This is a genomic window from Streptomyces sp. 8N706 (genome assembly GCF_052245415.1).
Lineage (GTDB): Bacteria > Actinomycetota > Actinomycetes > Streptomycetales > Streptomycetaceae > Streptomyces.
Genome location: NZ_JBQQBW010000026.1, coordinates 1 through 24539, shown reverse-complemented (window position 1 = coordinate 24539; position 24539 = coordinate 1). Strand labels below are relative to the sequence as shown.

Annotated in this window: 12 protein-coding genes and 4 pseudogenes; 12 read left to right on the top strand and 4 right to left on the bottom strand. The window is 69.0% G+C overall.

Translation table 11 applies throughout. The annotated features are described in order from the left end of the window. The 7 genes from ACTWQE_RS12540 to ACTWQE_RS12510 all read left to right on the top strand — a co-directional run bounded on the left by ACTWQE_RS12540 (nt 1) and on the right by ACTWQE_RS12510 (nt 8875). Complete coding sequence (locus ACTWQE_RS12540) at nt 1–1080, top strand: ABC transporter ATP-binding protein (protein ID WP_443328972.1); 1080 nt, start codon at nt 1–3, stop codon at nt 1078–1080. Nucleotides 1081–1793: 713 nt separating this feature from the next. Further along, on the top strand, nt 1794–2801 hold the full coding sequence (locus tag ACTWQE_RS12535) for a methyltransferase (RefSeq protein WP_443328971.1): 1008 nt from the start codon (nt 1794–1796) through the stop codon (nt 2799–2801). A 534-nt stretch (nt 2802–3335) separates the two neighbouring features. Continuing rightward, on the top strand, nt 3336–3485 hold the full coding sequence (locus tag ACTWQE_RS12530; protein WP_443328970.1) for a hypothetical protein: 150 nt from the start codon (nt 3336–3338) through the stop codon (nt 3483–3485). 233 nt (nt 3486–3718) lie between these two features. Continuing rightward, nucleotides 3719–5239 carry a sulfatase family protein gene (locus tag ACTWQE_RS12525; protein WP_443328969.1) on the top strand — a complete coding sequence of 507 codons (1521 nt, stop codon included), beginning with the start codon at nt 3719–3721 and terminating at the stop codon, nt 5237–5239. A gap of 111 nt (nt 5240–5350) precedes the next feature. Then, a complete protein-coding gene (locus tag ACTWQE_RS12520) occupies nt 5351–6541 on the top strand; it encodes an ROK family protein (protein WP_443328968.1) in 1191 nt (396 codons plus the stop codon). 97 nt (nt 6542–6638) lie between these two features. After that, nucleotides 6639–7364 (top strand): response regulator transcription factor, encoded by a 726-nt coding sequence (locus ACTWQE_RS12515; protein ID WP_443328967.1) that lies wholly within the window; start codon nt 6639–6641, stop codon nt 7362–7364. Further along, entirely contained in the window at nt 7361–8875 is a 1515-nt protein-coding gene (locus ACTWQE_RS12510) for a sensor histidine kinase (protein ID WP_443328966.1), read from the top strand. The genes ACTWQE_RS12515 and ACTWQE_RS12510 overlap by 4 nt, the downstream gene beginning before the upstream one ends. A gap of 529 nt (nt 8876–9404) precedes the next feature. Here the strand turns inward: ACTWQE_RS12510 and ACTWQE_RS12505 are convergent. The 3 genes from ACTWQE_RS12505 to ACTWQE_RS12495 form a co-directional block, all read right to left on the bottom strand. Beyond that, complete coding sequence (locus tag ACTWQE_RS12505; RefSeq protein ID WP_443328965.1) at nt 9405–9803, bottom strand: ATP-binding protein; 399 nt, start codon at nt 9801–9803, stop codon at nt 9405–9407. A gap of 524 nt (nt 9804–10327) precedes the next feature. Beyond that, nucleotides 10328–11020, bottom strand: coding sequence for a helix-turn-helix transcriptional regulator (locus ACTWQE_RS12500; protein ID WP_443328964.1), 693 nt, complete (start codon nt 11018–11020; stop codon nt 10328–10330). A gap of 654 nt (nt 11021–11674) precedes the next feature. Continuing rightward, the gene (locus ACTWQE_RS12495) at nt 11675–12772 is read right to left on the bottom strand and encodes a serine hydrolase domain-containing protein (RefSeq protein ID WP_443328963.1); all 1098 of its coding nucleotides are present in this window, start codon (nt 12770–12772) and stop codon (nt 11675–11677) included. 402 nt (nt 12773–13174) lie between these two features. On the opposite strand from ACTWQE_RS12495, the pseudogene ACTWQE_RS12490 reads away from it, so the two are divergent. The 3 pseudogenes from ACTWQE_RS12490 to ACTWQE_RS12480 form a co-directional block, all read left to right on the top strand. Then, nucleotides 13175–13255 (top strand): annotated as a pseudogene (locus ACTWQE_RS12490) (hypothetical protein); the annotation flags it as partial. Between the two features lie 217 nt (nt 13256–13472). Next, nucleotides 13473–14081: pseudogene (locus ACTWQE_RS12485) on the top strand (transposase); the annotation flags it as partial. Beyond that, nucleotides 14069–14404, top strand: a pseudogene (locus ACTWQE_RS12480) (DNA primase); the annotation flags it as partial. The pseudogenes ACTWQE_RS12485 and ACTWQE_RS12480, both read left to right, overlap by 13 nt. A gap of 60 nt (nt 14405–14464) precedes the next feature. Here the strand turns inward: ACTWQE_RS12480 and ACTWQE_RS12475 are convergent. Next, nucleotides 14465–15640 (bottom strand): annotated as a pseudogene (locus ACTWQE_RS12475) (NAD-binding protein); the annotation flags it as partial. Nucleotides 15641–16224: 584 nt separating this feature from the next. Between ACTWQE_RS12475 and ACTWQE_RS12470 the strand changes: the two are divergent. Continuing rightward, complete coding sequence (locus ACTWQE_RS12470; RefSeq protein ID WP_443328962.1) at nt 16225–17391, top strand: cytochrome P450; 1167 nt, start codon at nt 16225–16227, stop codon at nt 17389–17391. Nucleotides 17392–18025: 634 nt separating this feature from the next. Continuing rightward, the coding region (locus ACTWQE_RS12465) for an SDR family NAD(P)-dependent oxidoreductase (RefSeq protein WP_443329028.1) at nt 18026–24539 on the top strand (6514 nt) is incomplete at its 3' end.

Sequence of the window (24539 nt, the reverse complement as noted above, 5' to 3'; positions counted from 1 at the left end):
ATGGCGCAGTTGGACATCGTCGACGTCGGCCACAGCTACGCGCCGGGTGCCGAAGAGGAGCGATGGGCTCTCAAGCCGCTGAGGTTGACCTTCGAGACGGCCAAGACCTACGCGCTGGTCGGGCCGTCGGGTTGCGGAAAGACCACACTGCTGAACATCCTGTCCGGGCTGGTCAAGCCCTCACAGGGCAAGGTGCTGTTCGACGGCGTCGACGTCACGGCCCTGCCCACGAAGGCGCGCAACATCGCCCAGGTGTTCCAGTTTCCCGTCATCTACAACTCGATGACGGTGTACGAGAACCTCGCCTTCCCGCTGCAGTGCCGCCGGTGGGACAAGGCGAGGATCGAAGCCAAGGTCCATCAGGTCGCCGAGGCGCTGGACCTGGATGATCGGCTGGGGCAGCCCGCCCGGCGGCTCACCGCCGACGACAAGCAGCTGATCTCGCTCGGCCGTGGTCTTGTCCGCGACGACGTGGCGGCCGTGCTGATGGACGAGCCGCTGACCGTCATCGATCCGCAGCTGAAGCACTCGCTGCGGCGCAAGATCCGTGAGATCACCGAGCAGTTCCGCCCCACCGTGATCTACGTGACCCACGACCAGTACGAAGCCATGAGTTTCGCTCATGAAGTGCTGGTCATGAAGGACGGCCGAGCCGTGCAGCAGGGCACTCCGGAGCAACTCTTCGAGGCACCCTCATCAACGTACGTCGGCTACTTCATCGGATCACCGGCAATGAACTTCCTGGCCGTGGACCGGGGCCGCGGGAACTTCACGCTGGGTGGCCGGCCCCTGGCCGTGGCGTGGGACATCCCGGAAAGCACCACCCAGGTCCAAGTCGGAGTCCGACCCGAGTACGTCAAAGTTGTCACGGAACCTGGGCCCAATACCTTTCCCGCCAGGCTTCGGGGCGTACGGGACCACGGCCCGCAGCGCGTGCTCGAGATCGAGGTGGCCAACCAGCTCATCAAGGCGAAGGTGTCGCGGGAGGACGGAGTTCCGGCGATCGAGGAGTTCCTGGTGCATCTGCCGCACGCCAAGGCCCTCCCGTATACGGACGGTCACTTGGTACTCCAGCCATAGACGACCGCGCCTCCACCAGCAGCGAACTGGCGCGCAGGGCAGGGTGTCGGTCTCCTCGGCCGGCGAGCACGCCGCCGTGCTGCGCGGCACCGGACTGATCTCCAGTAGCCGTCGGCGCAACACCGTGCGGCACACGCTGACTCCTCTGGGCCTGGCATTCTCGACGACTGGCCCACTGCCCGTCCCCTCCCGGCCGCGGCCTGACGGCGCGAGGGCACCCGGGCGCTCAGCGCGGTGTCCCCAGCGCACGGCACTCAAGGGTGTGCCGCACCACAGCAGCGTGGTGCGGCACACCCTCGGTCCGAGGACTGTCAGGAGCACCACGCGCAGGGAAGGAGCACTGTTCTCGATGTGGTTGCTGAGCGCGAAGAGCGAGTGCGGCCTGGGGGATGACCGTGCCTCGTGCTTTCTTCGTGATGGCGACGCACCAGTTCGCTGCCGCGCCGTCTCCCGTTTCCGGTCTGCCCGATTAATTCCTGGCCAGAGCCGAATAATTCCGACCCTCATCGCCTTGTGACCCGTGGTGCTTGCGTGCAAATTTGACGGGAGCCTGCCATGAAGGATGGCTTGTCGCATGTGTTCGTCACCACGCACACCTGGCGTGGTCGAAGATCTCGCGCGCGGTGGCCGCCTGGTTTGGGCGAAGCATCGCCGCCGAGCAGCGACTTTCGATCAGTCCGTCGTCACCGACGGACGTCACGAGGAGAGCGCAGATGACCCCGCCCGAGCCGACAGACGTCATGATGCAGCTGCTGGGAGGATTTCAGGTCTCCCAGGCCGTCTACGTCGTGGCCAAGCTGGACGTGCTGACGATGTTGGACGAGGCCCGCGGTCTGCTGACGGTGAGCGAACTGGCCGAGAAATCCGGCGCGCAGGTCGAGCCGTTGCGCCGCCTGCTGCGCACTCTCGCCTCGTTGGGGTTGTTCACCCTCGATGGCGATCGAGTGTCCCTGGCGCCCATAGGAGCGACGCTGTCCCGCAACGCCAGCGCTTCGCTGTACGGGGCGGCGATCATGTGGATGGAGACCCACTACGCACCGTTCAGCGACCTGCTCCACACGCTCAGGACGGGCGAGCCCGCTGCGGCGCACTACCTCGGCAAGCCCTTCTTCGATTGGGTGAACGAGAACCCGGACCGATCGCAGCAGTTCAGCAATGCGATGGCCTCGGTCACCAGCGGACTTCGCACCGGCATGTTCGACGACTACCCATTGCCTGGTGGTGAGCTCATCGCCGACATCGGCGGAGCCGACGGCAGCGTTCTGGTCGAGCTCATCAAGGACCTGCCTGACCGTCGGGGCATCGTGTTCGACCTCCCGCCGGTGGTGCCGGCGGCGCGGTCCACCATTACCGCCCAGGGGCTCGACGGTCGGGTTGAGGCCGTCGGTGGCGACTTCTTCGACAGCGTGCCTGCCGCGGACATCTACGTACTCAGCTACATCCTTCACGACTGGGACGACGACGCCGCCATTCGCGTGCTCCAGTCAGCAGCCAAGGCAGGTGGATCGGGAGCTCGAGTGCTGATCGTCGAGTCCATCGTGCCGGACGGCAGCGAACCGCATCTGGCCAAAATGGTGGACCTCACCATGCTCGGCATGCTCACCGGGATGGAACGAACCCAGGCGGAGTACGAGTCGCTATTGAACGCTGCTGGTATCAGCATCGACAGGGTTGTGGCGACGCCGACTCCCTACTCGATCATCGAAGCGACGGTCAGCTGAGCCGGCATTCCGGGGCCGTGCCTTTGCCGTGTAGGCCACGTATGAGCCCCCAAGCATCTCGGAAGGGTCGGGAGGCCCGTTTCACTCGAGGCCTCCCGGCCGAAGGATGTGCGGGAGAACCCCCATGGGGTTTCCGGCACGTACACGGTGGTCCACACACCGGCACGTGCTCGCCTGCGCATGCGGGATGCCGCAACCTGTGGGCCAGTGACCGCACGCGCCGGTACGGAGCGTTGCGGCGTACCGGTCCGAGCATCACGAGCACCAGGAGCGGGCCGTGTACGACGAGGCCGGGGCAGCTTTCCCGTCCTGGGCGTACGGCGCGTCGCAGTGGATGCGCTGTGCGTTGACGGTGAGGGCGCTGAACCGTCACGCAGACGCGGCCGCACTGGTGGAATTGCGCACAATGACGAACAGCAGCTCTCCCGTCTTGCCGTGCTCGGGACCTGCCGTGCTCAGGCTGCTGACGCGCTGGGCCGGGTCACCGATGCGCAGGGGGTGCGTAGGTGGGGGCCACAGCCCCGAACCGCCAGCATGATCTCCACGGACATGGTTGCGGGGTTCCTGCAGAGCGACGAGATCATCGCGTCCGCTCTCAACCGTGTGCCCATGGGGCGCTTCGGCGAGTCGGCCGAGGCCGCTGCCGTCATCGTGTTTCTGGCCGGCTCGGATGGAGCCATGTGAACGGGGCTCATATCCGTGTCGACGGTGGCCCCGGCGCGTCGAGCGGCAATCCGCACGTCGCATAGCGACGCCGTCCTGCGCTGTCGACACGGCGGCACATGCCGACTTCCCGGAAGGCTCACGGCGACGTATCACGACGCCGTGAGTCACCAGGTGGCATCACAAGGATCACACAAGGTCATGTCCTACGGTCCCGGCTCCGGAGTCTTACAACTCAATGGAGGTTTTGCCACGTGTTCGGCAACCGCTGCTCACGCACGGTGCTATCCGCGCTGTGCGCGGCCCTGGTCACCGTGTTGCTCGCCTCTTGCTCGAAGGTAGCGAACACGGCCACTGACGGTGCCTCGCCCGCCGACGACGCCCCGGGTTCCGTGAAGAAGCCCAACATCGTGTACATCCTGACCGATGACCTGGACTGGAACCTGGTGAAGTACCTGCCGCACGTGCGGCAGATGCAGGAGGGGGGAACGACCTTCACGAACTTCTTCGCCACGGACTCGCTGTGCTGTCCGTCGCGTTCGTCGCTTCTCACCGGTCAGTACCCGCACAACACCGGTGTCTTCACCAACAACGGGGACGACGGCGGCTACGGCGCGTTCATGAGGAACGACAACGAGCAGAAGACGTTCGGGCCCGCGCTGCAACGCGCCGGCTACCGGACCGGGTTCATGGGGAAGTACCTGAACGGGTACCGGCCTGACGACAAGAACGGTACGTCCAAGCCGTACGTCCCCTCCGGCTGGGACGAGTGGGACGTCGCCGGTGACGGTTACCAGGAGTTCGGTTACGACCTGAACGAGAACGGCAAGGTCGTGTCCTACGGGGACGATCCCGAGGACTACCTGACGGACGTGCTGTCGAAGAAGGCCACGTCGTTCGTCGACTCCTCGGCGAAGGCGAAGAAGCCGTTCATGCTGGAAGTGGCGACGTTCGCACCGCACGCCCCGTCCACACCCGCACCGCGCGACGAGGATACGTTCCCCGGGCTCAAGGCTCCGCGGACCGACGCCTATGACGAGGCGACCCGCAATGCGCCGAAGTGGCAGAACGCGCTGACACCGCTGACGCCGAAGGAGAAGAAGCAGATCGACCGGAAGTTCGCCAAGCGCGTGCGCTCCGTCCAAGCCGTCGACACGATGATCGGTCAGCTGGAGAGCACGCTGGAGGCGAAGGGCCTGGCGGACGACACCTACATCGTATTCGGGTCGGACAACGGCTTCCACATGGGCGAGCACCGGCTCCGGCCGGGGAAGCAGACCGCCTACGACACCGACGTCCGGGTGCCGATGGTGGTCACCGGGCCCGGCGTACCGGCCGCCGAGAAGGTTTCGCAGCCCGCGGAGAACGTCGACATCAACCCGACCTTCCTCGAACTCGCGGGTGTGGAACCCCCGTCGACCGTGGACGGGCAGAGCCTCACCGGCCTGATGCGCGGCCGCCCGGAGGACGGCTGGCGCCAGGCCGTTCTGGTCGAGCACCATCACGCGGCGTCCAAGAAGGGTGATCCCGACGCGGCGCCCGAGGACAGCGGGAACCCGCCGACCTACCGGGCGATTCGGACCTCGGACTCCCTCTACGTTGAGTACGCCGACGGGGAACGCGAGTTCTACGCGCTGGACTCCGACCCGGACCAGATGAACAACCGGGCATCGTCCCTCTCGGCGGACCAGCGCGCCTCCCTGCACCGCACCCTGACGGCGCTGCAACGCTGCAAGGGCGCGGAGAGCTGCCGGACCGCGTCCCGGAACTCCTAGGAGCTGTCGCCGGGCTGTAGCCCTCGTGGAGAAGCAAGGTCCCTCGGAAGCGATCATGAGCCAGAAAAGGCCGACCTCATGGCAGTGATAAGAGAAGTGATGCGATCTCCCATGCCTCCGAAGACGGAGTGGCAGCGAACCGGTGCGTCGCAGTCACGGAGAAAGCACGAGAGTCTGGTTCTGGGGCTGCTGCGCAGGCACGGTTCGCTGACCCGAGGTGAGTTGGGGGACCTCTGCCGTCTGTCCCGCACCACGCTCTACGACGTGGTCGGCGCGCTCATGGACAGCGGTGCCGTGAGCGCTTCGGTGCCGAAGGTCGCGGGACGGGGACGTGGCCGCCCGGCGGAGAAGCTGTCCTTGAACCCCCGGGCTGCCGATCTGCTCGGTATCGACTTCGCACGGCAGGCGGTACGGGTGGCGGCGATGACCACGGTGCACGGGAGCATCAGCAGTGCGAGCGAGCCACACGGCCCCGACGCGTCGTGGGAGGAGCGTGTCGACGTCGCGCGACGGCTGACCCGCACCCTGACGGGTGGAACACTGCGACTGGACGCGCTCAAGGGCATCGGTGTGGGGGTGACCGGCCCGGTCGGCCCACTGGAGGACGACTCACCGGGGGCGATCCGCCGGAACGCCGTGTCGGCACTGGTGAGCGAGCGGTTCGGAATCCCGGCGTGCCTCGACAGCAACACACGACTGGCCACACTGGCCGAGCGGACCTGGGGCGCGGCCATCGACGAGCAGGACGTCCTGTACCTGTGCCTGTCGCACAGCGTCGGGGGTGGCCTCGTGCTGGGCGGAACGCTGCACCGTGGCGCTCACGGGATGTCGGGGCAGTTCGGCCACATCACCGTCGACCCCGGGGGCGAGGCCTGCATATGTGGTCGCGTGGGGTGCCTGGAGACCGTGGCGTCGATCGGGGCCGTGCTCGACGCCCACGGCTCCGCCGAGGACGTGCCGCAATTGGTGGCCGCGCTGGACGTGGGCGACCAGGCCGCGTACTCGGCCCTGGCACGGGCCGGTGCGCATGTCGGCAAGGTCCTGGCCGACTTGTGCAACGCCTTCGGTCCCAGTGTCATCGTCCTGGGCGGTGAGCTGACCGACACCGGTCCGGCCCTGATGGAGCCGCTGCGGCGTGAGCTGGACGCGAACGTGACCTGCCGAGGTTCGCGGACGCCGCTCCGCGTGCGTCCGGCCAAGCTCGGCGAAGTGGGCGCCGCTCTGGGTGGCCTCGCCCTGCTTCTGCACCGACAACCCGCCGGCACCGGTCGCCGGGTACCGCTGTCGCCGGCCGTTCTATGACGTCGTCCGGTGTCCGAGGCCGCGTAGCATGGCGGTTCCGGAACGCCGCGCTGGGGATCACCCACGGATCACCCACGACGATGGAGCGGAGATACGCATGACCGGCCGTGCCGGACGGGTGCTCGTCGCCGATGACGACGATGCCACCCGGCGCTCACTGAAGAGGGGACTCCAGCTCAGCGGTTACGAGGTGACGCTGGCCGATGGCGGCCACGCCGCGCTGGACGTGGTGCGGGCCGACCACCCCGACATCGTGGTACTGGACATCTGCATGCCCGATGTGAGCGGTATCGACGTGTGCCGCGCTCTGCGCGAGGCCGACGACGACGTGCCGGTGCTGATGCTCTCCGCCCTCGACGAGGTCGACGACCGGATCGCCGGGCTGCAGGCGGGGGGAGACGACTACCTGGTCAAGCCGTTCGCCCTGCGGGAGCTGGAGCTGCGCTTGCGCGCCCTGCTGCGCCGTCGCCCGCCGACGGCGGTCGACCGGGTGCGGGTCGGCGGCCTGGTTCTCGAACCGGCCGGCCGCGAGGTGTCCGTGGACGGGCGTCCGCTGAACCTGACGCGGCGCGAGTTCGAGCTGCTCGAGGTCCTGGCCCGCAACGCCGGCGTCGTGCTGACCCGCGACCAGTTGATGGATCGTGTGTGGGGCTACGACTTCCAGGTGCGCTCCGATGTGGTGGACACCTTCGTCAGCTATCTCAGGCGCAAGCTGGAGGCCGACGGACGTGCCCGGATGCTGCACACCGTTCGCGGGTTCGGCTTCGTCCTGCGCGAGGAGCGTCCGGACCCCAGGGACCGGTCGCTCGGAGGCGGAGTGTGAGGCTGTCCACTCGCCTCGCGCTCGCCGTGGGCGTGAGCGTACCGCTGCTGGTCCTGGCCACCGGTTGGCTGCTGCTGCGCCTGGTCGCCGATGACCTGCGCGCGCACCAGGACGCACAACTGAGCGCCCGGGCGACGGCCGTCTCCCAGAACGCCAACAGGTACCTGCACGCCAGAGAAGACGATCAGCCGGTCATCGCCGCGAAGTCCCGGCGGCGGCTGGAGGGTTCGGCACGGGACATGGGGATCCGGCTGACCGGCCCGGACGGCACGATCTCGGCCGGTCCGCAGCCCGACCGTGACATCCGGCTGCCCGCCCGCGCCCCGCGCCCGGTCACCGTGCGGTCCCGCGGCGAGACCTGGCATGTGCTGTCGCGACGCGTCTACACCGCAGGGCAGAACAACGCTCCGAATCTGTGGATCTTCGCCCCGGACAGCGCCTACCAGGCGGAGGTCTCGGTGGTGCGCGAGCGGGTCGTGACGGTCACGCTGCTGGCCGCGCCCTTGGCCGGGGCCATCGCATGGGTGATCTCCGCCCGGGCAGTCCTGCCGCTGCGCCGACTGCAGCGCCGTACGAGCGGCCTGGACCCCAGGAACCGCACCACGCGCCTGGAGCACACGCCGACCCGTATCACCGAAGTCGACGACCTGGCCCGTACCGTGCAGACCGTGTTTGCCCGCTACGACGAACAGGCGGCCCGCACCGACGAGGCACTCGCCACGGCTCGCTCGTTCACCGCGGCCGCCTCCCACGAGCTGCGCACTCCCTTGATGAGCATGCGGACCAATCTCGACATCCTCACCGCGCATGCCGATCTCGCCCCCGTCGACCGGGCCGAGGTGCTGGAGGATCTGGGGCGTGAACACACCCGGTTGCTCGGGCTGCTGATGATGCTCAAGACACTCGGCCAGGGCGATCTGGTCGAGGCGGATTCGTTCACGCCCGTGGACCTGGCCGAGGTGGTGGAGGACTCGGCATCCGACCTGCGCCGCGCACACCCGGACGCCGCGGTGTCCGTGCAGACGTGCGCGGGACTGCTGGTACACGGCTGGGAGCAGGGGCTGCGCTCAGCCGTGGGCAACCTGCTGACCAACGCGTGGACACACGGCCGCACGGAGGGTGAGCACACTCGTATCGAAGTGGCGCTGCACCCGTCCGGCGGTCAGGATCGTCCGGCAGCGCTGCTCACGGTGGACGATCACGGGCCCGGCGTCCCGGCCGCACGGCGCGAGGAAATCTTCGAGCGCTTCCGGCGGGGCCCGGACAGCCCCGGCTCCGGTCTCGGCCTGACTCTGGTCGCCCAGCAGATCGCCTTGCACCAGGGCCGGATCACCGTACGGGACCGCCCCGACGGGCGTTCCGGAGCACGCTTCGAGGTATGGCTGCCCGTCACCGACATCTCGGCCGTGGAGGACACTCTGCCACTGATGCGCCGGGATTGGCTGACGGATGCCACGGGGCGCCAGGATCCTCGAACGACCGCTGTCCCACACCCTCCGCCGACCCGGTGACCGGGCTCCGATCCGGCGGTCGGCGGGGTGATGTAAGGCGATGTCGGCGAGCGGGCTGCGGAGACGCCCCGCCTCAGGGGGCGCCCTGGTGGACGGGGTTTTGGCGGGCGCTGCTTCCGACGCGCGCACCGGCTTCGAACGCGGGGCCCGGGTGCCACGCGCGCACCCAGGCCCTCCCGGAGCCCTGCTCGTCCTCCCTACCGTGAGAAGCGCCACTGGACGTTGTGATCGGTGCTGCAGCTGCCGATCCGGAGCCGTGCGTCACCACTCGTCTTCCGGGCCTCGTCGCGCTTCTCCAAGAGCGAGGCCAGTTTGGCTGAGCCCCAGGAGTCGTTCTCGTTGAGGGCGCACGTCGTACGACACCGCGCTCGTCGTACGCAAGGTTCGTCTCAATCCTCAGCGCCACCGCGGAGCCGGACTCGCACGTGACGGGCTGCGCGTTCGGCTCCCGCAGCAGCGCAACTCCCTCAACCGTCAGCCCTGAGCGGTCCGTGACGACTCCGGTCGTGATCCTCGTCTGGGCTGATACTTAGCGTCGGGTGTCCGGCCGAATGTTCACCGCAACGTATGACTGTCCGAACACGTCGTGCGTGACGAGACCCTCGAGGCGATTGACGTCCGTCTCTTCCGGCAGGACAGTGGTGCCCTGAGAGCAAGCGCCCATGGTCGGTTTGACGATGACCGGGAAACCGATCTCTCGCGCGATCGCGGGAATCTCCGCCGGACGCTCGACGAGCCGGTGCTTCGGAATCCGCACACCTGCCGCGACGGCATGGTCCCGCATGGCGGCCTTGTTGCGCCGGGCCCAAGCGAGGGAGTGAAGGTTGCCGGGCAACTCCAGCTCCCTGGCGACCCGGTCGGCGAGATGGACCGACATCTCGTTGGCGGGAGCCACGGCCCGCATATCGAGGCCGATGGAAGTCACCATCTTCACAATCTCGGCCGCGTCGCCGCTGTACTAGGAGACGTCATCGCCGTCCTTGTGGCCGGGGAAGCTCGCGGCATAGTCGTTGGTATAGACGGACAGCACATGGAAACCCAGGTCGTGAGCGGCGTGCTTGAATTCTGTGCCATTGCGGATGGGGTCGAGTAGCAGGACTGCTGGTTAGTCGTTCGTCATGCGTGGTGTCATCTCCTCGTCTCGGACGCGCCGGCCCAGCGGTGAGGCACCACTCGGCGGGTGCGGCGGCCGCCGATGCCGGGCATCGGGGATCCTTTCCATCGCGCGAACCTCCCAGCAAGGTTTGAAAGGGTCGCCATCTGGGTGTGATGTCCGGGGTTGCCGTGCGGACGGTGTTCAAGCGGGACAGCCGCGGATGTCCGGACGGACCGTCCCCGGAAGACAGCTGCCCCTCGTGCCGGACCGTTCTGGTCCGACACGGGGCAGCTTTACGCATACGAGGTCACTGCCGTTCGTCCGGTTCGTTCTCGAGAACCAGCGCGGGTGCGGCCCTACAGGTAACCTTCTCTGATCACATAGGCCACCGCGTGGGCGCGATTGCGCAGATGAAGCCGCATCATGAGATCGTGCAATATCTTCTTGATGGTCCGCTCGGAGTAGTCAAGTTTCTCGGCTATCTCCTTAGTGGCGTACCCCTGTGCCACCAGCTCCAGAACATTCAACTCCCGCGGCGTGGGCCGACCGGGAGCCACTGTGTTCACCACTGTGCCATGGGTTTGCCGACCGAGCTGAGCGAGAATTCTCCGTAATAGGTCCCCTGGTAGATCGCCCTCGTTTCTGGCCGTCGCTCGAATCGCCTTTACGAGTCGTGCGGGAGTTGCCTGATGGCGCCAGACGATCGAGGCGATTCCCGTCTCAGCAACCAGCGGCAGCTGACGTTCGTCGAGTTCATCGCACACCAGGACCACCCGCCTCTTGTAATTTGCGGCCAATTTGCGCAATTGGGCCGTGTGCGACACGTCGACCTGCTCGGACAGAGACACAGCCACGTACCCTATGGCCTCGTCGAGTGAGCGGCCGGCCGCTTGAATCACGGACATGCCCGACTGTTGGCCGATCTGGTCGACCGCGCCCGCACGGGCCAGCGGGTCACCCCCGTACAGGGCTACGGTGATGTCTGAGGTCGACGTCTGCCGCGAATTCCTTGCGGATGTAACTGGTTTTTGTACGGCTTGCTCAAGCATGCCTTTACTTTGGGTTGGGTCCTGGGGTGCCATGTACTTCCTTTGCTGGGAGACAGTGTCCCCCGTGACTGCCCGCCGGTTAAGAGCCGTTGACAAACAGGCGGTCAGCTTGAAGCCTGCGCCGAGCGATTGGCGATGAAGCCAGTGGCCGTGAAGATCTACAGATTACGGTCTTGTGTCGGTTCAACGTAGTCCATGCCTCCTTGCCCTTGGCTGCCGTCGGCTTGCCGGCGTGCCGAAAAGTGCGGCAGTGCCAGACGCTGGATCTCCCATATCTGCTGTCGCACGTCGTGCGCGATGAGTTCGTCCTCGCGGGTACGGGACACCACGGACCGTTGCGGTTGGGTTCAACCTGGCGGACCCACGGGCCGTTTCAGCCCCGAGAGGTGCGGCGGAGTCTCCCCGTGGCGCCGCTGTTCCCGAGTCACAGGCACGTAACAGCGATGTGATGGACGCGCGATGGACCGAACCCACAGCTGTCAACAGGCCATATAAGTGATTGATGACGAATGGCACCAGACACTTGGTGCCACGCATACGGTCACCCTCGAAAGGAGCACCGTCATGAATCGTGTCTGCGCACCTCCCTCGTCGCCACCGTCGCGCTCAGCGCGCGAGTGCTGATGACAGCGCCGCCGGTTCAGGACGAGAATGTCAGTTAAGGCAACTTAGTACCGCGCGGACGTAGTCTTCGGATCGATCGGAACCGATGATGCCCGGTGCCATCCTGTTCATCATGTAGCTGATAGTGGTGCGGGTGTCGAGGTCCATGACGATCAGGGAGCCGCCCCACCCTCCCCAGTAACAGACTCGTCCCCGAGGCACGTAGGGCACTGTCTCGCTCTCGGGAAGCGCGTACCCGATGCCCCATCGCAGCGGGATGCCGAGGACGAGATCGGTTCCGTGGCTCTGTTCCTCGAAGATGACCCCGATCGTGTCGGGCGACAGTAGCCGAATGCCATCGACTGCGCCGTCCAGCGCGAGAGCCTTGAGTATGCGCGCCACCGACCGTGCGTTCCCGTGGCCATTGAGCGCGGGCAGATCGGCGCGGCGCCAGGCCGGGGTGTTCGCGGCTTCGGGATCGGGAAGCGGCCCGACCATGGTCCTGTACATCGGACCGCTGGGGTCCAAAGCGGCCACATCGATCGGGGTTGGGGGAGGAGGCGTGACCGGTGCGATCCGGCTCCAGTCCGCCTCGCCCGCCCCGATCTGGAAGTCGGCGCCGAGTGGTCCGGCAATCTCGTCGGCGACGAAGGTCTTCATGTGCTTGCCGGTCACACGGCGCACGAGTTCGCCGACGAGGTGCCCCTGGTTCTGCCCGTGGTAACCCGACGCGATTCCCGGTTCCCACCATGGCGCCTGGGCCGCGAGCCTCCGGGTGGAGAAATCCCAGTCGTACATGTCCTCGGGGCTGAACGGCGTGTCCCAACCGGACACGCCGGAGGTGTGACTGAGGACCTGCCGGACCTCGATGTGCTCCTTGCCGTTCTCGGCGAACTCCGGCCAGTACCTCGCGACAGGGGCGTAAGGATCGAGCTGGCCCCGGTCAACCAACATCAGCGCCGCGAGGTTGCACACGGTCTTGGTCGTCGACCACACATTAGTGATGGTGTCCCGGCCCCAGGGCATCCGGTGCTCTGCATCGCACCAGCCGCCCCAGATGTCCACGACGGTGCGCCCGTCGACGTCGACTACGACGCTGGCACCCAACTCGTTACCGCTCCGAATCTGTGCGGCGAGCGCGTCTCGCACGGACTTGAATCGCGTGTCACAGAACCCCTCCACCTCCACTACTGACCACCCTTCCTCGGCGAATGAGATGACGTCGGCCGCAGCACCAGGTCGGCATCAACCAGTTGACATGCTCTGGCACGGGTGCCGCGTCAAACATCCACAGGAGCAAGATGTGAGCGCAAGAAGGGTGGGGCCGGATTAATGCGCTCTCGCCCCGGAATATTTGACTCTGTCAAGGGTCGACACGTTCGATGAACAGGCTCGCAGAGGCCCCGGTTCGCCACGCCGGTACGGTGCTGGCTCGGCTCAGCTCACGGACTCGGGTGAGGTGGTGCCGCTGCGCTTGTATGTAGCAAACCCTCCGGCGGCGGTACGCGCCAGCCCGAGCAGCAGAACGAGCAGGCGTGGTGCCTGACCGTCGTGACGAACACGGTGGTCTGCTGGCACACCGAGTACATGGGCCTGGCGGTCGGTGAACTGCGCTGCGCCGCCCGCGAGGTGGACGCCGAGGTCCTGGCGTACATCTCGCCGGCCCGCAGCGCGGTGGTCAACTACTACGGCTCCATCCCCGTCGACTACGAACATGAACTCGACCAGCTCGACGAGCAGGGCCACCGGCCGTTGCGGACCGTGGCCGGGACGAGTCCGGAGCCGGGCTGTAACCGGCAGCCGGTCCCGGCGGCGGGCCTGTGCGCAGCGTCACTCCCGTCCACGGGGCTACGCGGCCTGGCGCGACGAAGGAATCTTCGCCCAGCTCAATTACGACCTGACGGGCCTGGCCCGGGTGAAGGAAGGGCGCAAGCCCGAGCCGACCGCCTCCGTGATCGACACCCAGAGCGTGAAGACTTCCACCAACGTGCCCCTCACCAGCCAGGGAACGGACGCAGCCAAGAAGATCGTCGGTAGGAAGCGCGGCATCCTCACCGACACCATCGGCCTCATCCTCGCTGTGACCGTCACAGCAGCCGGCCTCTCGGAGAACGCCCTGGGAATACGACTCCTCGACCAGGCGAAGGAGACGTACCCGACCATCTCCAAGAGCTGGGTCGACACCGGCTTCAAGAACGCCGTCGTCGAGCACGGTGCCCGCCTCGGAATCGATGTCGAAGTCGTCAACAGAAACCCGGATACCCGTGGATTTCACGTCGTGAAAAGGCGCTGGGTAGTAGAGCGGAGTATCGGTTGGATCATGATGCACCGCCGTCTCGCCCGCGACTACGAGACCCTCACCACCAGCTCTGAAGCCATGATCCACATCGCCTCGATCGACAACCTCGCCAGGCGCATAACGGACGAGACCACCCCCACCTGGCGAGGAACCTACTAGGGCATAAGCGGCAATCTGCCTACCTCAAACGCCCTCTGAGCACCTCGGGCATGAACGCGATGCTCACGCAGGCGAAGTCGGCCCCCGGCATGGTCCTCAACGCTGCCCGGCTCGACGCCGACCCCTACGCTCTGTGCACGCCCTCGGGCCTGGTCGACCTGCGCACCGGCCTTGTGCGAACCCCGGACCCGAACAAGGACTTCCACTGCCGGTCCACCTTCACCGGGCCCGAGCAGATGCCCACCCCACGCTGGAACCGCTTCTTGGCCGATACCTTCGGTGAGGACGCCGAAGGCAGGGAAATGATCAACTTCCTGCACGTCCGGCCCGCAGCGCGGTGTCCCGAACGCCTGGCCGAGCAGGCTGGGCGATCAAGCTGCACCTTCCCCTATCCCGAGCAGCACCACGTGCCTGTGCAGGCCGCGCGGCGGCTTCCGCGGCGTGGACGCGCTCCGAAAAGCCCCCAGGGCTTCCAGCACCGCGACCATCGGCACCGGCAGCAGCAACAACCCGACCAGGCTGGACAGCAGTTGCAGGATCTGCCGCCCGGTCGACGCCCCGATCGCGGAGTCGTCGGCGGCGAAGAGGCTGAGCAGCGTCAGATGGAAGGCCCGCAGCGGATGCATCCCGTCCACTACCGACAACGCGATCGCGAGCATGACTACGCACCCCACCAGGCCCGCGAGCGACCAGCGCAGCCGCCGCGAGACCAGGGAGGCGACCGGCGGTATTCCCCCGGCCCCGGCGGGCGATGCGGGCCGGAGTACGACACCTGCTCCAGGACGACGGTTCCGCGCCCGGTGGCGGCCCGGACCGCCGGCTCATCGGGCAGCAGCTGGGACCCCTGCTCCACACTGCTCGCGGACCCGTCCGCCCCGGCCGGATCACTGCTGGTCGCCGACAGCAGCGCCAGCGTGGCCAGCCCCGGACCGGCCACCTCCCCCGGCCCCGGCGGCTGCCGCTCCACCGTGCGTAGCAGCAGCCCGTCGGCCTGGACGACTTGCTGGTACCGGCGAGTACGGTGGCGGCCAGCGCGGGCGCGGCGGTGTCCGCGTCGGACAGCGCGGTCGTGGACGCATCGGACTCGGAGCCGTCCCCGGCCCCACCACCGGTCGTCAACGCGGCGGCTTGGTCCAGGATTTCCTCGATGTGCTGTCCCAACCGCCGGTTGTAGAGCCTGAGGACGAGCCGACAACCGGGGATTGAGCCGACGGGCGGTGAGAGCGGCACGGATGTTGGTCTCGTCGTCGTCGTACACGAGCGCCAGCGCGGCTGCCCGCTCCACCCCCGCGTCGGCGAGCACGGCCTCGGTCAGCTCCGCGACCTCCAACACCCTTGCATTTCCGGCAGGTTCACCGCTTCCGGCGTCGCCGACTGCCCGGTTGACGGCCGCGCTCACCCGGTCGAGCAGCGCCGGCGAGACCGCGCCGGCCCGCCCGACCACCGGCTCGCACCCGGCGACCGGAGGGCGGTACGACGAGCGTGACCTGCTCGCCGTACACACCGCCCAGGTCGGCGGCGATCCGGTGCGCGAGCCCGTCGTCTCCGCACACCACCATGTGCGCGGCCGCGTCACCCGGCTGACCCTGATACGGAACATCCTCCACGTGGGCACCGACTGCCTCACCGGGACGGGTGGTTGGCTCGCTCGGCAGGTGCTGCGGAAACAGCTCTGTCGCCCGCATGGTCACCGGCGCCGAGATTCCGACGACGACAGCCGCGTACGCGCCACTGATCTGTCCCGTGGTACCGAAGAGCACCGCAGCCCCGGCACCCATCGCGCTGTGGACCACAGCCGCGACAGGATCGCCGACGGGGTCGAAATACTGTTGGAACCGTGGCGATTCGCCCTCCTGCCCGGGCGGGTAACAGCAGGTAGGCACGGCGGTCCGCTTGCCAGTCGAGGAACCGGGCGTAGACGTCCAGAGGCCCGCGCAACACGCCTCCCGCCGCCCCCAGAAGGATCAGCGTCGGCACAGTCACGGCTTCCCCCGGGTGATACGGACGGACGGCTTCGTTCCGACCTCAACGGGGTTCTAGGGAAAAGCGGGTGTCACCAGTCATACGGTTGTCCTTGATTTCCGAAAGAGTCGAGGTGGTGACCATGCACGACCAGAGCCCGCTGCGAGCCGAGACTTGGCCGATGTCTCGGACCTGCCCGTTCTCCCCGCCGCCGGACTACGCCAGCCTGCGCGAGCACCCCGGCCTGCCCAGGCTGACGGGCCCGAGCGGACGCACCGTGTTCGTTGCCGCACGCCATGCAGACGTCCGCGCTGTGCTCGGCGACGCCCGGTTCAGCTCCGACCGCTCGCACCCGGACTTCCCGTGGATGCGCGTCGGCGAGACCGTGTTCCCCGGCTTCAGGCCCTCGCTGATCGAGATGGACCCACCCGAGCACGGCCCCGCCCGTCGTGCGGTCGCCGGCGAGTTCGCCATCCCCCGCATGCGAGAACTGCGCCCCAAGGTCCAGCGCATCGTCGACGGTCTGCTCGACGATGTGCTGGCCGGCGCCGAGCCCGCCGACCTGGTGTCCGCGCTGGCCGTGCCGATGTCCGGTCTGGTGCTGTGTGAGCTGCTCGGCATCCCGACCAGTGACCGGCAGGAGTTCACCACCAACACCACGGTGCTGACGGCCCACGACTCCGCTGATGCGGATCGCGCCGAGTCCTTCCGCTCGCTGATCGCGTATTTCGACGCGCTGTGCGCCACCAAGATGACCGAGCGGCCCGAGGACCTGCTGGGCAGGCTGGCGGGCCACCAGCTCTTCAGCGGTGGCGAGAGCCGCTGGGCCATGGTCGAACTGTGCATACTCCTGGTCGTCGCGGGCCTGGAGACCACCGCCACGATGACCGCACTCGGGGTCCTGGCTCTCCTCGAACACCCCGACCAGCTCGCCCTCCTCACCGCCGACCCGGGCCTGACCCCGGCGGCGGTGGAGGAACTGCTGAGGTTCTTCTCCGTCGCCGAGCTGTCCCTGATTCGCCGCGCCACGGCGGACGTCGAGATCGGCGGCACTCTGGTACGGACGGGTGAGGGCGTCGCCGCCCTGTCCGCCGCCGCCAACCGCGACCCCGCGGCCTTCGCCGACCCGGACACGTTCGATGTCACCAGGGACAACCGCAGGCACCTGGCTTTTGGCTCGGGACCGCACCAGTGCCTCGGCAAGAATCTGGCCCGGCTGGAGCTGCGCATCGTCCTCGACACTCTGTTCCGGCGCATCCCCACTCTCCGCCTGGCCACGCCACGCGACGAACTGCGCTACGTCAACGGCTCCGCGTTCTCGGTATCGGCACTCCCGGTCACTTGGTGACGGAGACAAAAGCGCCGGCCGTCAGTCATGCGTTTACCGAGTTGCGGGAGAGGCAGTTCGTTTCGTGCCGGTCAAATGTGGGCAGGGGCATGGACCGCGCCGCGTTTTCCGGATAAAGAGCTTGCGGTGATGACAATTCATGTGGCGGCCTGCTCGTTCAGGTGCATATCCATGACTTGTTGTGTAATCTGATATCTGAGTTCCGGGTAGGGGCGAGTCGTCCTGCCCAAATCGAGCGGCGGCACTGGTCGAACTCGTGGCCTGCGGTTTTGGCCGTTCTCCGTGGCCGGCCCGGCGACGGTCAAAGGGAGTGCTCGCCTGGGGATGGACCGGTGCGACGGAATGGTTGTCTCGCTTTTGGCGGGTAGCGGAATTCGGCGGGATCTGCTACGCGTCACGGTAGTGGTAGAAATTCTTGACAACAGGCCGAAGTTTCTAGTGAAAGCCCCAGATTTTGGTCGGTTGGAGGTGTTGTGTGGAATGAGTCCGGGCGCTAATCATGTTGATGCACCTCGATTATTATCGGCGTTTGGTTAGATGGTCGCGAGTTCGGTGAATGATTTTGCGTCCATGGTAGCCGACAAAGTCCAAACCTCTGGGAGGGCACCGGATGCCGGGCGAACCGATTGCGATTGTGGGAATGGCGTGCCGCTACCCGGGCGGAATAGCCGCCCCGGAAGGGCTCTGGCAGGTGGCCAGGGACGGGATCGACGCGATCGGCGAGTTACCGGACGACCGGGGCTGGGACCTGGCGGCCCTCTACGATCCCGACCCGGACCGGCCCGGTACCTCCTACGTCCGGCACGGCGGCTTCCTCTACGACGCCGGCCATTTCGACGCCGAGTTCTTCGGGCTCCCCGCCCGCGAGGCGTTGACCACCGATCCGCAGCAGCGCCTCCTGCTCACGACGGCGTGGGAGGCCCTGGAGAACGCGGCCATCGATCCCACCTCGCTGCGGGGCAGCCGCACGGCCGTGTTCGCCGGCTCGATGATGCACGACTACGCGCCCCGGGTGCATACCGTCCCGGACGGGCTGGAGGGGTACCTGATCACCGGGAACACCTCCAGCGTGGTGTCCGGCCGAGTGGCCTACGTGCTCGGCCTCACCGGCCCCGCAGTCACGGTGGACACCGGCTGCTCCTCGTCGTTGGTGACCACTCATCTCGCGGTGCAGTCGCTGCGTCTCGGCGAGTGTGACCTGGCCCTGTCCGGCGGGGTGACGGTGATGGCGACCCCGGAGATGTTCGTGGAGTTCTCGCGGCTGCGGGGCCTCGCCCCGGACGGCCGGTGCAAGCCGTTCTCCGTGACGGCGGACGGTACGGCCTGGTCCGAGGGCGTCGGAATGCTGGTGCTGGAACGGCTCTCCGACGCCCTGCGCCAGGGGCACACCGTGCACGCGCTGGTGCGCGGCACCGCGGTCAACTCGGACGGGGCCTCCAACGGGCTCTCCGCACCCAGCGGGCCGGCTCAGGAACGGGTGCTGCGGGCGGCGCTGGCCGACGCCGGACTGTCCGAGGCGGACGTCGACGCGGTGGAGGCGCACGGCACGGGCACCACGCTCGGCGACCCGATCGAGGCACGGGCGCTGCTGGCGGTGCACGGCCCGCAGCGGGCGCGCTCGCTGCTGGTGGGGTCGGTCAAGTCGAACATCGGGCACACGCAGGCCGCTGCCGGGGTGGCGGGCATCCTGAAGATGGTGCACGCCATGCGCGACGGCGTGCTGCCGCGCATCCTGCACCTGACCGAGCCCAGCCCGCACGTGGACTGGGAGTCCGGCAGGGTCACCCCGCTCGCGGAGGACACGCCGTGGCCGGAGACCGGACTCCCGCGCCGGGCCGGGGTGTCCTCGTTCGGCATCAGTGGCACCAATTCCCATGTGATCCTGGAACAGGCGCCGGAACCCGCGCCCGCCGCGGCACCGCGACCGGCGTCCGCGGTGCCGCTGCTGCTGTCCGCACGGTCGGCGGAGGCGCTGCGGGAGCAGGCCGGCCGGCTGGCCGAGCGGCTCCGCCTGGACCGGGTCGGCCTGCTGGACGCCGGATTCACGCTGGCGACCGGCCGGGCCAGGTTCGAGCACCGGGCCGCCGTCCTCGGCCGGGACCGGGACTCGTTGGTGCACGGACTGGACGCGCTCGCCGAGGGCGGTTCGGCACCGGGCACGGTCGTCGGGTCACCCTGCCGGGACACCAGTCCGGTGCTGTTGTTCCCCGGCCAGGGCACGCAGTGGACCGGGATGGCCACGGGACTGCTGGAGTCCAGCCCGGTCTTCGCCGGGCACATGGCGGCCTGTCAGGACGCGATGGCGCCGTACGTGGACTGGAACCTGGGCGACGTGCTCACCGACGCGGACGCGCTGCTCCGGGTGGACGTGGTGCAGCCCGCGCTGTGGGCGGTCATGGTGTCGCTGGCCGGACTCTGGCGGGCACACGGGGTGCGGCCGGCCGCGGTGGTGGGCCACTCCCAAGGCGAGATCGCGGCCGCGACCGTAGCCGGCGCGCTGTCCCTGGACGACGCGGCGCGGATCGTCACGCTGCGCAGCCGGGCATTGCGGGCGCTCTCCGGTACGGGCCGGATGCTGTCGGTGGGGCTGCCGAGAGCGGCGGTCGAAGAGTCGATGGCCCGCTGGGGCGAGGATCTCTCGGTGGCCGCGGTCAACGGGCCGCGCGCGACGGTGGTCTCGGGCACCGTCCAGGCAGTCGAACAGTTCGCCGCCGCACTGGTCGCCGAGGACAAACGGGCGAGCCTGTTGCCGGTGGACTACGCCTCGCATTCGGCGCAGGTCGAACTGCTGCGTGCGGAGCTGCGCGAACTGCTGGCGCCGGTGACTCCGATGGCGGCCGAGGTTCCCTTCCACTCGACCGTGACCGGCGGTCCGGTGGACACCACCGGGCTGGACGCGGACTACTGGTACCGCAACCTGCGCGCCACGGTCGAGTTCGAGGCGACGGTGCGCGGGCTGGTCACCGCCGGGCACACCACCTTCCTGGAGTCGAGCCCGCATCCGGTGCTCGCCGGCGGCGTACGGCAGATCCTCGGTGACCACCAGGAGGACCACGACGAGGGCGGCGTGGTGCTGGAGACCCTGAAACGCGACGAGGGTGGTGCCGACCGCTTCCTGCTGGCGGTGGCCGAGGCAGCCGTGCACGGTGTGGACGTGCACTGGAACGGGCTGTTCGACGGCGCCCGGAGTGTGGAGCTGCCGACCTACCCGTTCCGCGAGCAGCGGTACTGGATGCTGCCCACCGCCGCCTCCGGGCCCGTCGCCGGGCATCCGATGCTGGACTCGGTGGTCCAGCTCGCCGGCGGTGGCCTGGTCGCCACCTGTCGGCTCTCTCTCACCCGGCACCCCTGGCTGGCCGAGCACGGGGTGCGCGGCACCGTGCTGCTGCCCGGGGCCGCGTTCGTCGAACTGGCCCTGCACGCGGGTGAGCGGGCGGGGCTGCCGATGCTGGACGAGTTGGTGCTGGAGAGCCCGCTGGTGCTGCCCGAGCGGGGCGAGACCGAGTTGCAGATCGCGATCGGCGAGACGGATCCGGGCTCGCTGGCGATGTACGCCCGGTCCGCGCCGGACGCGCCGTGGACCCGGTACGCGACCGGGACGCTCCGGGCGTCGGAGGTCGGCGGCGCGACCCTGACGGAGTGGCCGCCGGCCGGTGCCGAGGAGATCGACCTCGACGGCGAGTACGCACAGCTCGACGAGCGAGGTTACGAGTACGGGCCGGCCTTCCAGGGGTTGCGGCGGGCCTGGCGGCTCGGTGCGGAGCGCTGGGCCGAGGTCGAGCTGCCGGTCGATCCCGGGCGGTTCGGCCTGCACCCGGCCCTGTTCGACGCCGCGTTGCACCCGCTGCTGCTGGATGCGGGGGACGCGCCGGTGAGGTTGCCGTTCTCCTGGAGCGGGGTCGCACTCCATGCGGTCGGGGCCACAGCATTGCGGGTGCGGCTGACTCCGCAGGGCAACGACTCGTTCGCCGTGGCGCTCGCCGACGCGGCGGGGGAAGCGGTGGCCACGATCAGCGCGCTCGCGCTCCGGCCCGTGGGGCCTGTGCGGGCGGGGACGGCGGGCGTGGACCGGGCGCTGCACCGGCTGGACTGGGTGCCGGTTGCGCGGCGGCCCGCCCCGGCGATCGTGGACGCGCCGATCGTGGACGTGGCCGGGCCCGAGGACGCACTGGCGCGGGTCCGCGAGTTTTTGGCCATCGACGACGAGGAGGCGACGGGCGGGCCCCTGATCGTGCGGACCCGTGGTGCGGTCGCGATCGCCCCGGAGGACGACCAGGATCCCGACGCCGCGGCGGTCTGGGGCTTGGTCCGCACGGCACGTACCGAACATCCCGGCCGGTTCGTGCTGGTCGACCTGGACCGCCCCGGCGACCCCGAGGACGACGGCTCCGCCCTGGAGCTGGCGTTGGGCACCGGTGAGCCGGAGATCGCCATCCGGGGCGGGCAGGCGTTCGCGCCGCGGCTGGCTCGGGTAACGCGGACGGGGGACCGGCCCGCCCTCGCCGGAGGCACGGTGTTGATCACCGGCGGGACCGGCGTACTCGGCCGGGAGCTGGCCCGGCACCTGGTCACCGAGCACGGGGTGCGGCACCTGGTGTTGGCGGGGCGGCGGGGCGGCGCGGCGGCGCTCGAGTCCGGTCTCGAGGACCTGACCGGCACCGCCGAGATCACGGTCGTGGCATGCGACGTCGCCGACCGGGCCGCCCTCGCCGAGCTGCTGGCGGCGATCCCCGCGCACCGCCCGCTGACCGCGGTGATCCACGCCGCCGGGGTGCTGGACGACGGCACGGTGCGCTCCCTCACCGCCGAACGGCTGCACGCGGTGCTGCGACCGAAAGTCGAGGGTGCGCGCAACCTGCACGAACTGACCGAACACCTCGGCCTGGCCGCGTTCGTGCTGTTCTCCTCCGTAGCCGGTGTCCTCGGCACGCCGGGGCAGGCGAATTACGCGGCCGCCAACGCGTGGCTTGACGGGCTGGCGCAGCACCGCCGCTCGCGGGGACTGCCCGCTTCGTCGATGGCGTGGGGACTCTGGGCGCAGGACACCGGCATGACCGGGCGGCTGGGCGACACCGACCGGGCCCGGCTGCGGCGAACCGGGCTCGTGCCGATGTCCCGCGAACACGGGCTCGCACTGTTCGACGCGGCGCTGGGCACCGACCTGGCGTGCACCGTGCCCGCCCGTTTCGACCTGGCCAACGTGCGTGCGGCAGGCCCGGAGCGGGCTCCGGTGTGGGCCGGGCTGCTCGGCGTCCGGCGGAGCGCGGCCCGGCCGGCCGCCGCGGCCGCGGCGCCCGTGTTCGTCTCCGGTGGCGAGCGGTCGGTGCTCGATCTCGTGCTGGCCACGGTGGGCTCCGTGCTCGGCGTGGAGCGCCGGGTGGACCCGGCGCGGGCGTTCCGCGACATCGGCTTCGACTCGCTGTCCGGGGTGGAGCTGCGTAACCGGCTCACCGCCGCGACCGGGGTGCGGCTCCCCGCGACCGCGGTGTTCGACCACCCCACCCCCACGGCCCTGGCCGGGTACCTGTCCGGGCAGCTCCCCGGCGCGGTACCTGGCGGCCGGACACCGGTCGCCGGGCCCGGCCCGCACGACATGGACGACCCGGTGGTGCTGGTCGGCGCGAGCTGCCGCTTTCCCGGCGGGGTGTCCACCATGGACGAGCTGTGGGCGCTGCTGTCCGCCGGGCGGGACGCGATCACCGAGTTCCCGGCAGATCGCGGCTGGAACCTGGACGAGGTCTACCACCCGGAGCCGGGCCGTGGCGGGCGCAGCTACGTGCGGCACGGCGGCTTCCTGGACGGGATCGCCGAGTTCGACAACGGCTTCTTCGGCGTCGCCCCGGCCGAGGCGGTCTCGATGGACCCGCAGCAGCGCATCCTGCTGGAACTGGCCTGGCACGCGCTGGAAGACGCCGGGATCGACCCGACCGCGTTGCGGGGCACCCGCACCGGTGTCTACCTCGGGCTGATGGGCAACGACTATGCGCGCCGCGCGCACCGGACGCCCGAGGACCTCACCGGCGACGTTTCGACCGGCAACGCGGGCAGCGTCGCGTCGGGGCGGCTGGCCTACACGTTCGGCTTCCACGGCCCGGCGATCACGGTGGACACGGCGTGTTCCTCCGCGCTGGTGGCGATGCACCAGGCCGCGCAGGCGCTGCGGGCCGGTGAGTGCACGGTCGCGCTGGCGGGTGGCATCACGGTGCTTACCACGCCGACGCTGTTCGTGGAGTTCTCCCAGGTGGGGGTGCTCGCCCCGGATGGCCGGTGCAAACCGTTCGACGCGGCCGCGGATGGCACCGCGTGGAGCGAGGGCGCCGGCCTGCTGGTGATGGAGCGGCTTTCCACCGCGCGCGAACGTGGCCACCGGGTGCTCGCCGTGCTGCGCGGCTCGGCACTCAACTCCGACGGCGCGTCCAACGGGCTGACTGCGCCGAACGGATCGGCCCAGCAGCGGGTGATCCGGGACGCGCTGGCCGTCGCGGGCCTGGCGCCCGGCGAGGTGGACGCGGTGGAGGCGCACGGCACCGGCACCCCACTCGGCGACCCGATCGAGGCCACCGCGCTGCTGGCGACCTACGGGCAGGACCGGGCGCGGCCCGTGCTGGTCGGGTCCGCGAAGTCCAACCTCGGGCACACCCAGGCCGCGGCGGGCTTGGCGGGTGTGCTCAAGATGGTGCTGGCCATGCGGCACGGCCGGTTGCCCCCGACCCTGCACTTGAATGCCCCGAGCCCGCACGTGAACTGGGACGACGGCGCGGTGCGGTTGCTGGACGAGCCGATGGACTGGCCGCGCGTGGGCCGTCCGCGCCGGGCGGCGGTGTCCTCGTTCAGCCTCAGCGGTACCAACGCGCACGTGATCCTGGAGGAACCCGAGCCCAAGCCCGAACCGGAGCCGGCGACCGCCGCGGCTCCGCCGCTGATCCCGTGGGTGCTCTCCGCGGCCACCCCGGAGGCGCTGCCCGCGCAGGCCGAGGCCCTGCTCCGCCGACTGACCGACGAGGACGGGAACGGCTCGCCGTCCGCGCTGGACGTGGCGTACTCGCTGGCCACCACGCGGGCCCGGCTGCGTGCCCGCACAGTCGTGCTCGGCACGAACACCGACGAGCTGACCGCCGCGCTGCGAGCCGGGACCGGCAGTACCGGAG

Bases quoted from the DNA above. Each gene is read 5' to 3' on its own strand.
- ACTWQE_RS12540 (WP_443328972.1), top strand. From the start codon at position 1: ATGGCGCAGTTGGACATCGTCGACGTCGGCCACAGCTACGCGCCGGGT.
- ACTWQE_RS12535 (WP_443328971.1), top strand. From the start codon at position 1,794: ATGACCCCGCCCGAGCCGACAGACGTCATGATGCAGCTGCTGGGAGGA.
- ACTWQE_RS12530 (WP_443328970.1), top strand. From the start codon at position 3,336: ATGATCTCCACGGACATGGTTGCGGGGTTCCTGCAGAGCGACGAGATC.
- ACTWQE_RS12520 (WP_443328968.1), top strand. From the start codon at position 5,351: ATGCCTCCGAAGACGGAGTGGCAGCGAACCGGTGCGTCGCAGTCACGG.
- ACTWQE_RS12515 (WP_443328967.1), top strand. From the start codon at position 6,639: ATGACCGGCCGTGCCGGACGGGTGCTCGTCGCCGATGACGACGATGCC.
- ACTWQE_RS12505 (WP_443328965.1), bottom strand. From the start codon at position 9,803: ATGGTGACTTCCATCGGCCTCGATATGCGGGCCGTGGCTCCCGCCAAC.
- ACTWQE_RS12500 (WP_443328964.1), bottom strand. From the start codon at position 11,020: ATGCTTGAGCAAGCCGTACAAAAACCAGTTACATCCGCAAGGAATTCG.
- ACTWQE_RS12470 (WP_443328962.1), top strand. From the start codon at position 16,225: ATGTCTCGGACCTGCCCGTTCTCCCCGCCGCCGGACTACGCCAGCCTG.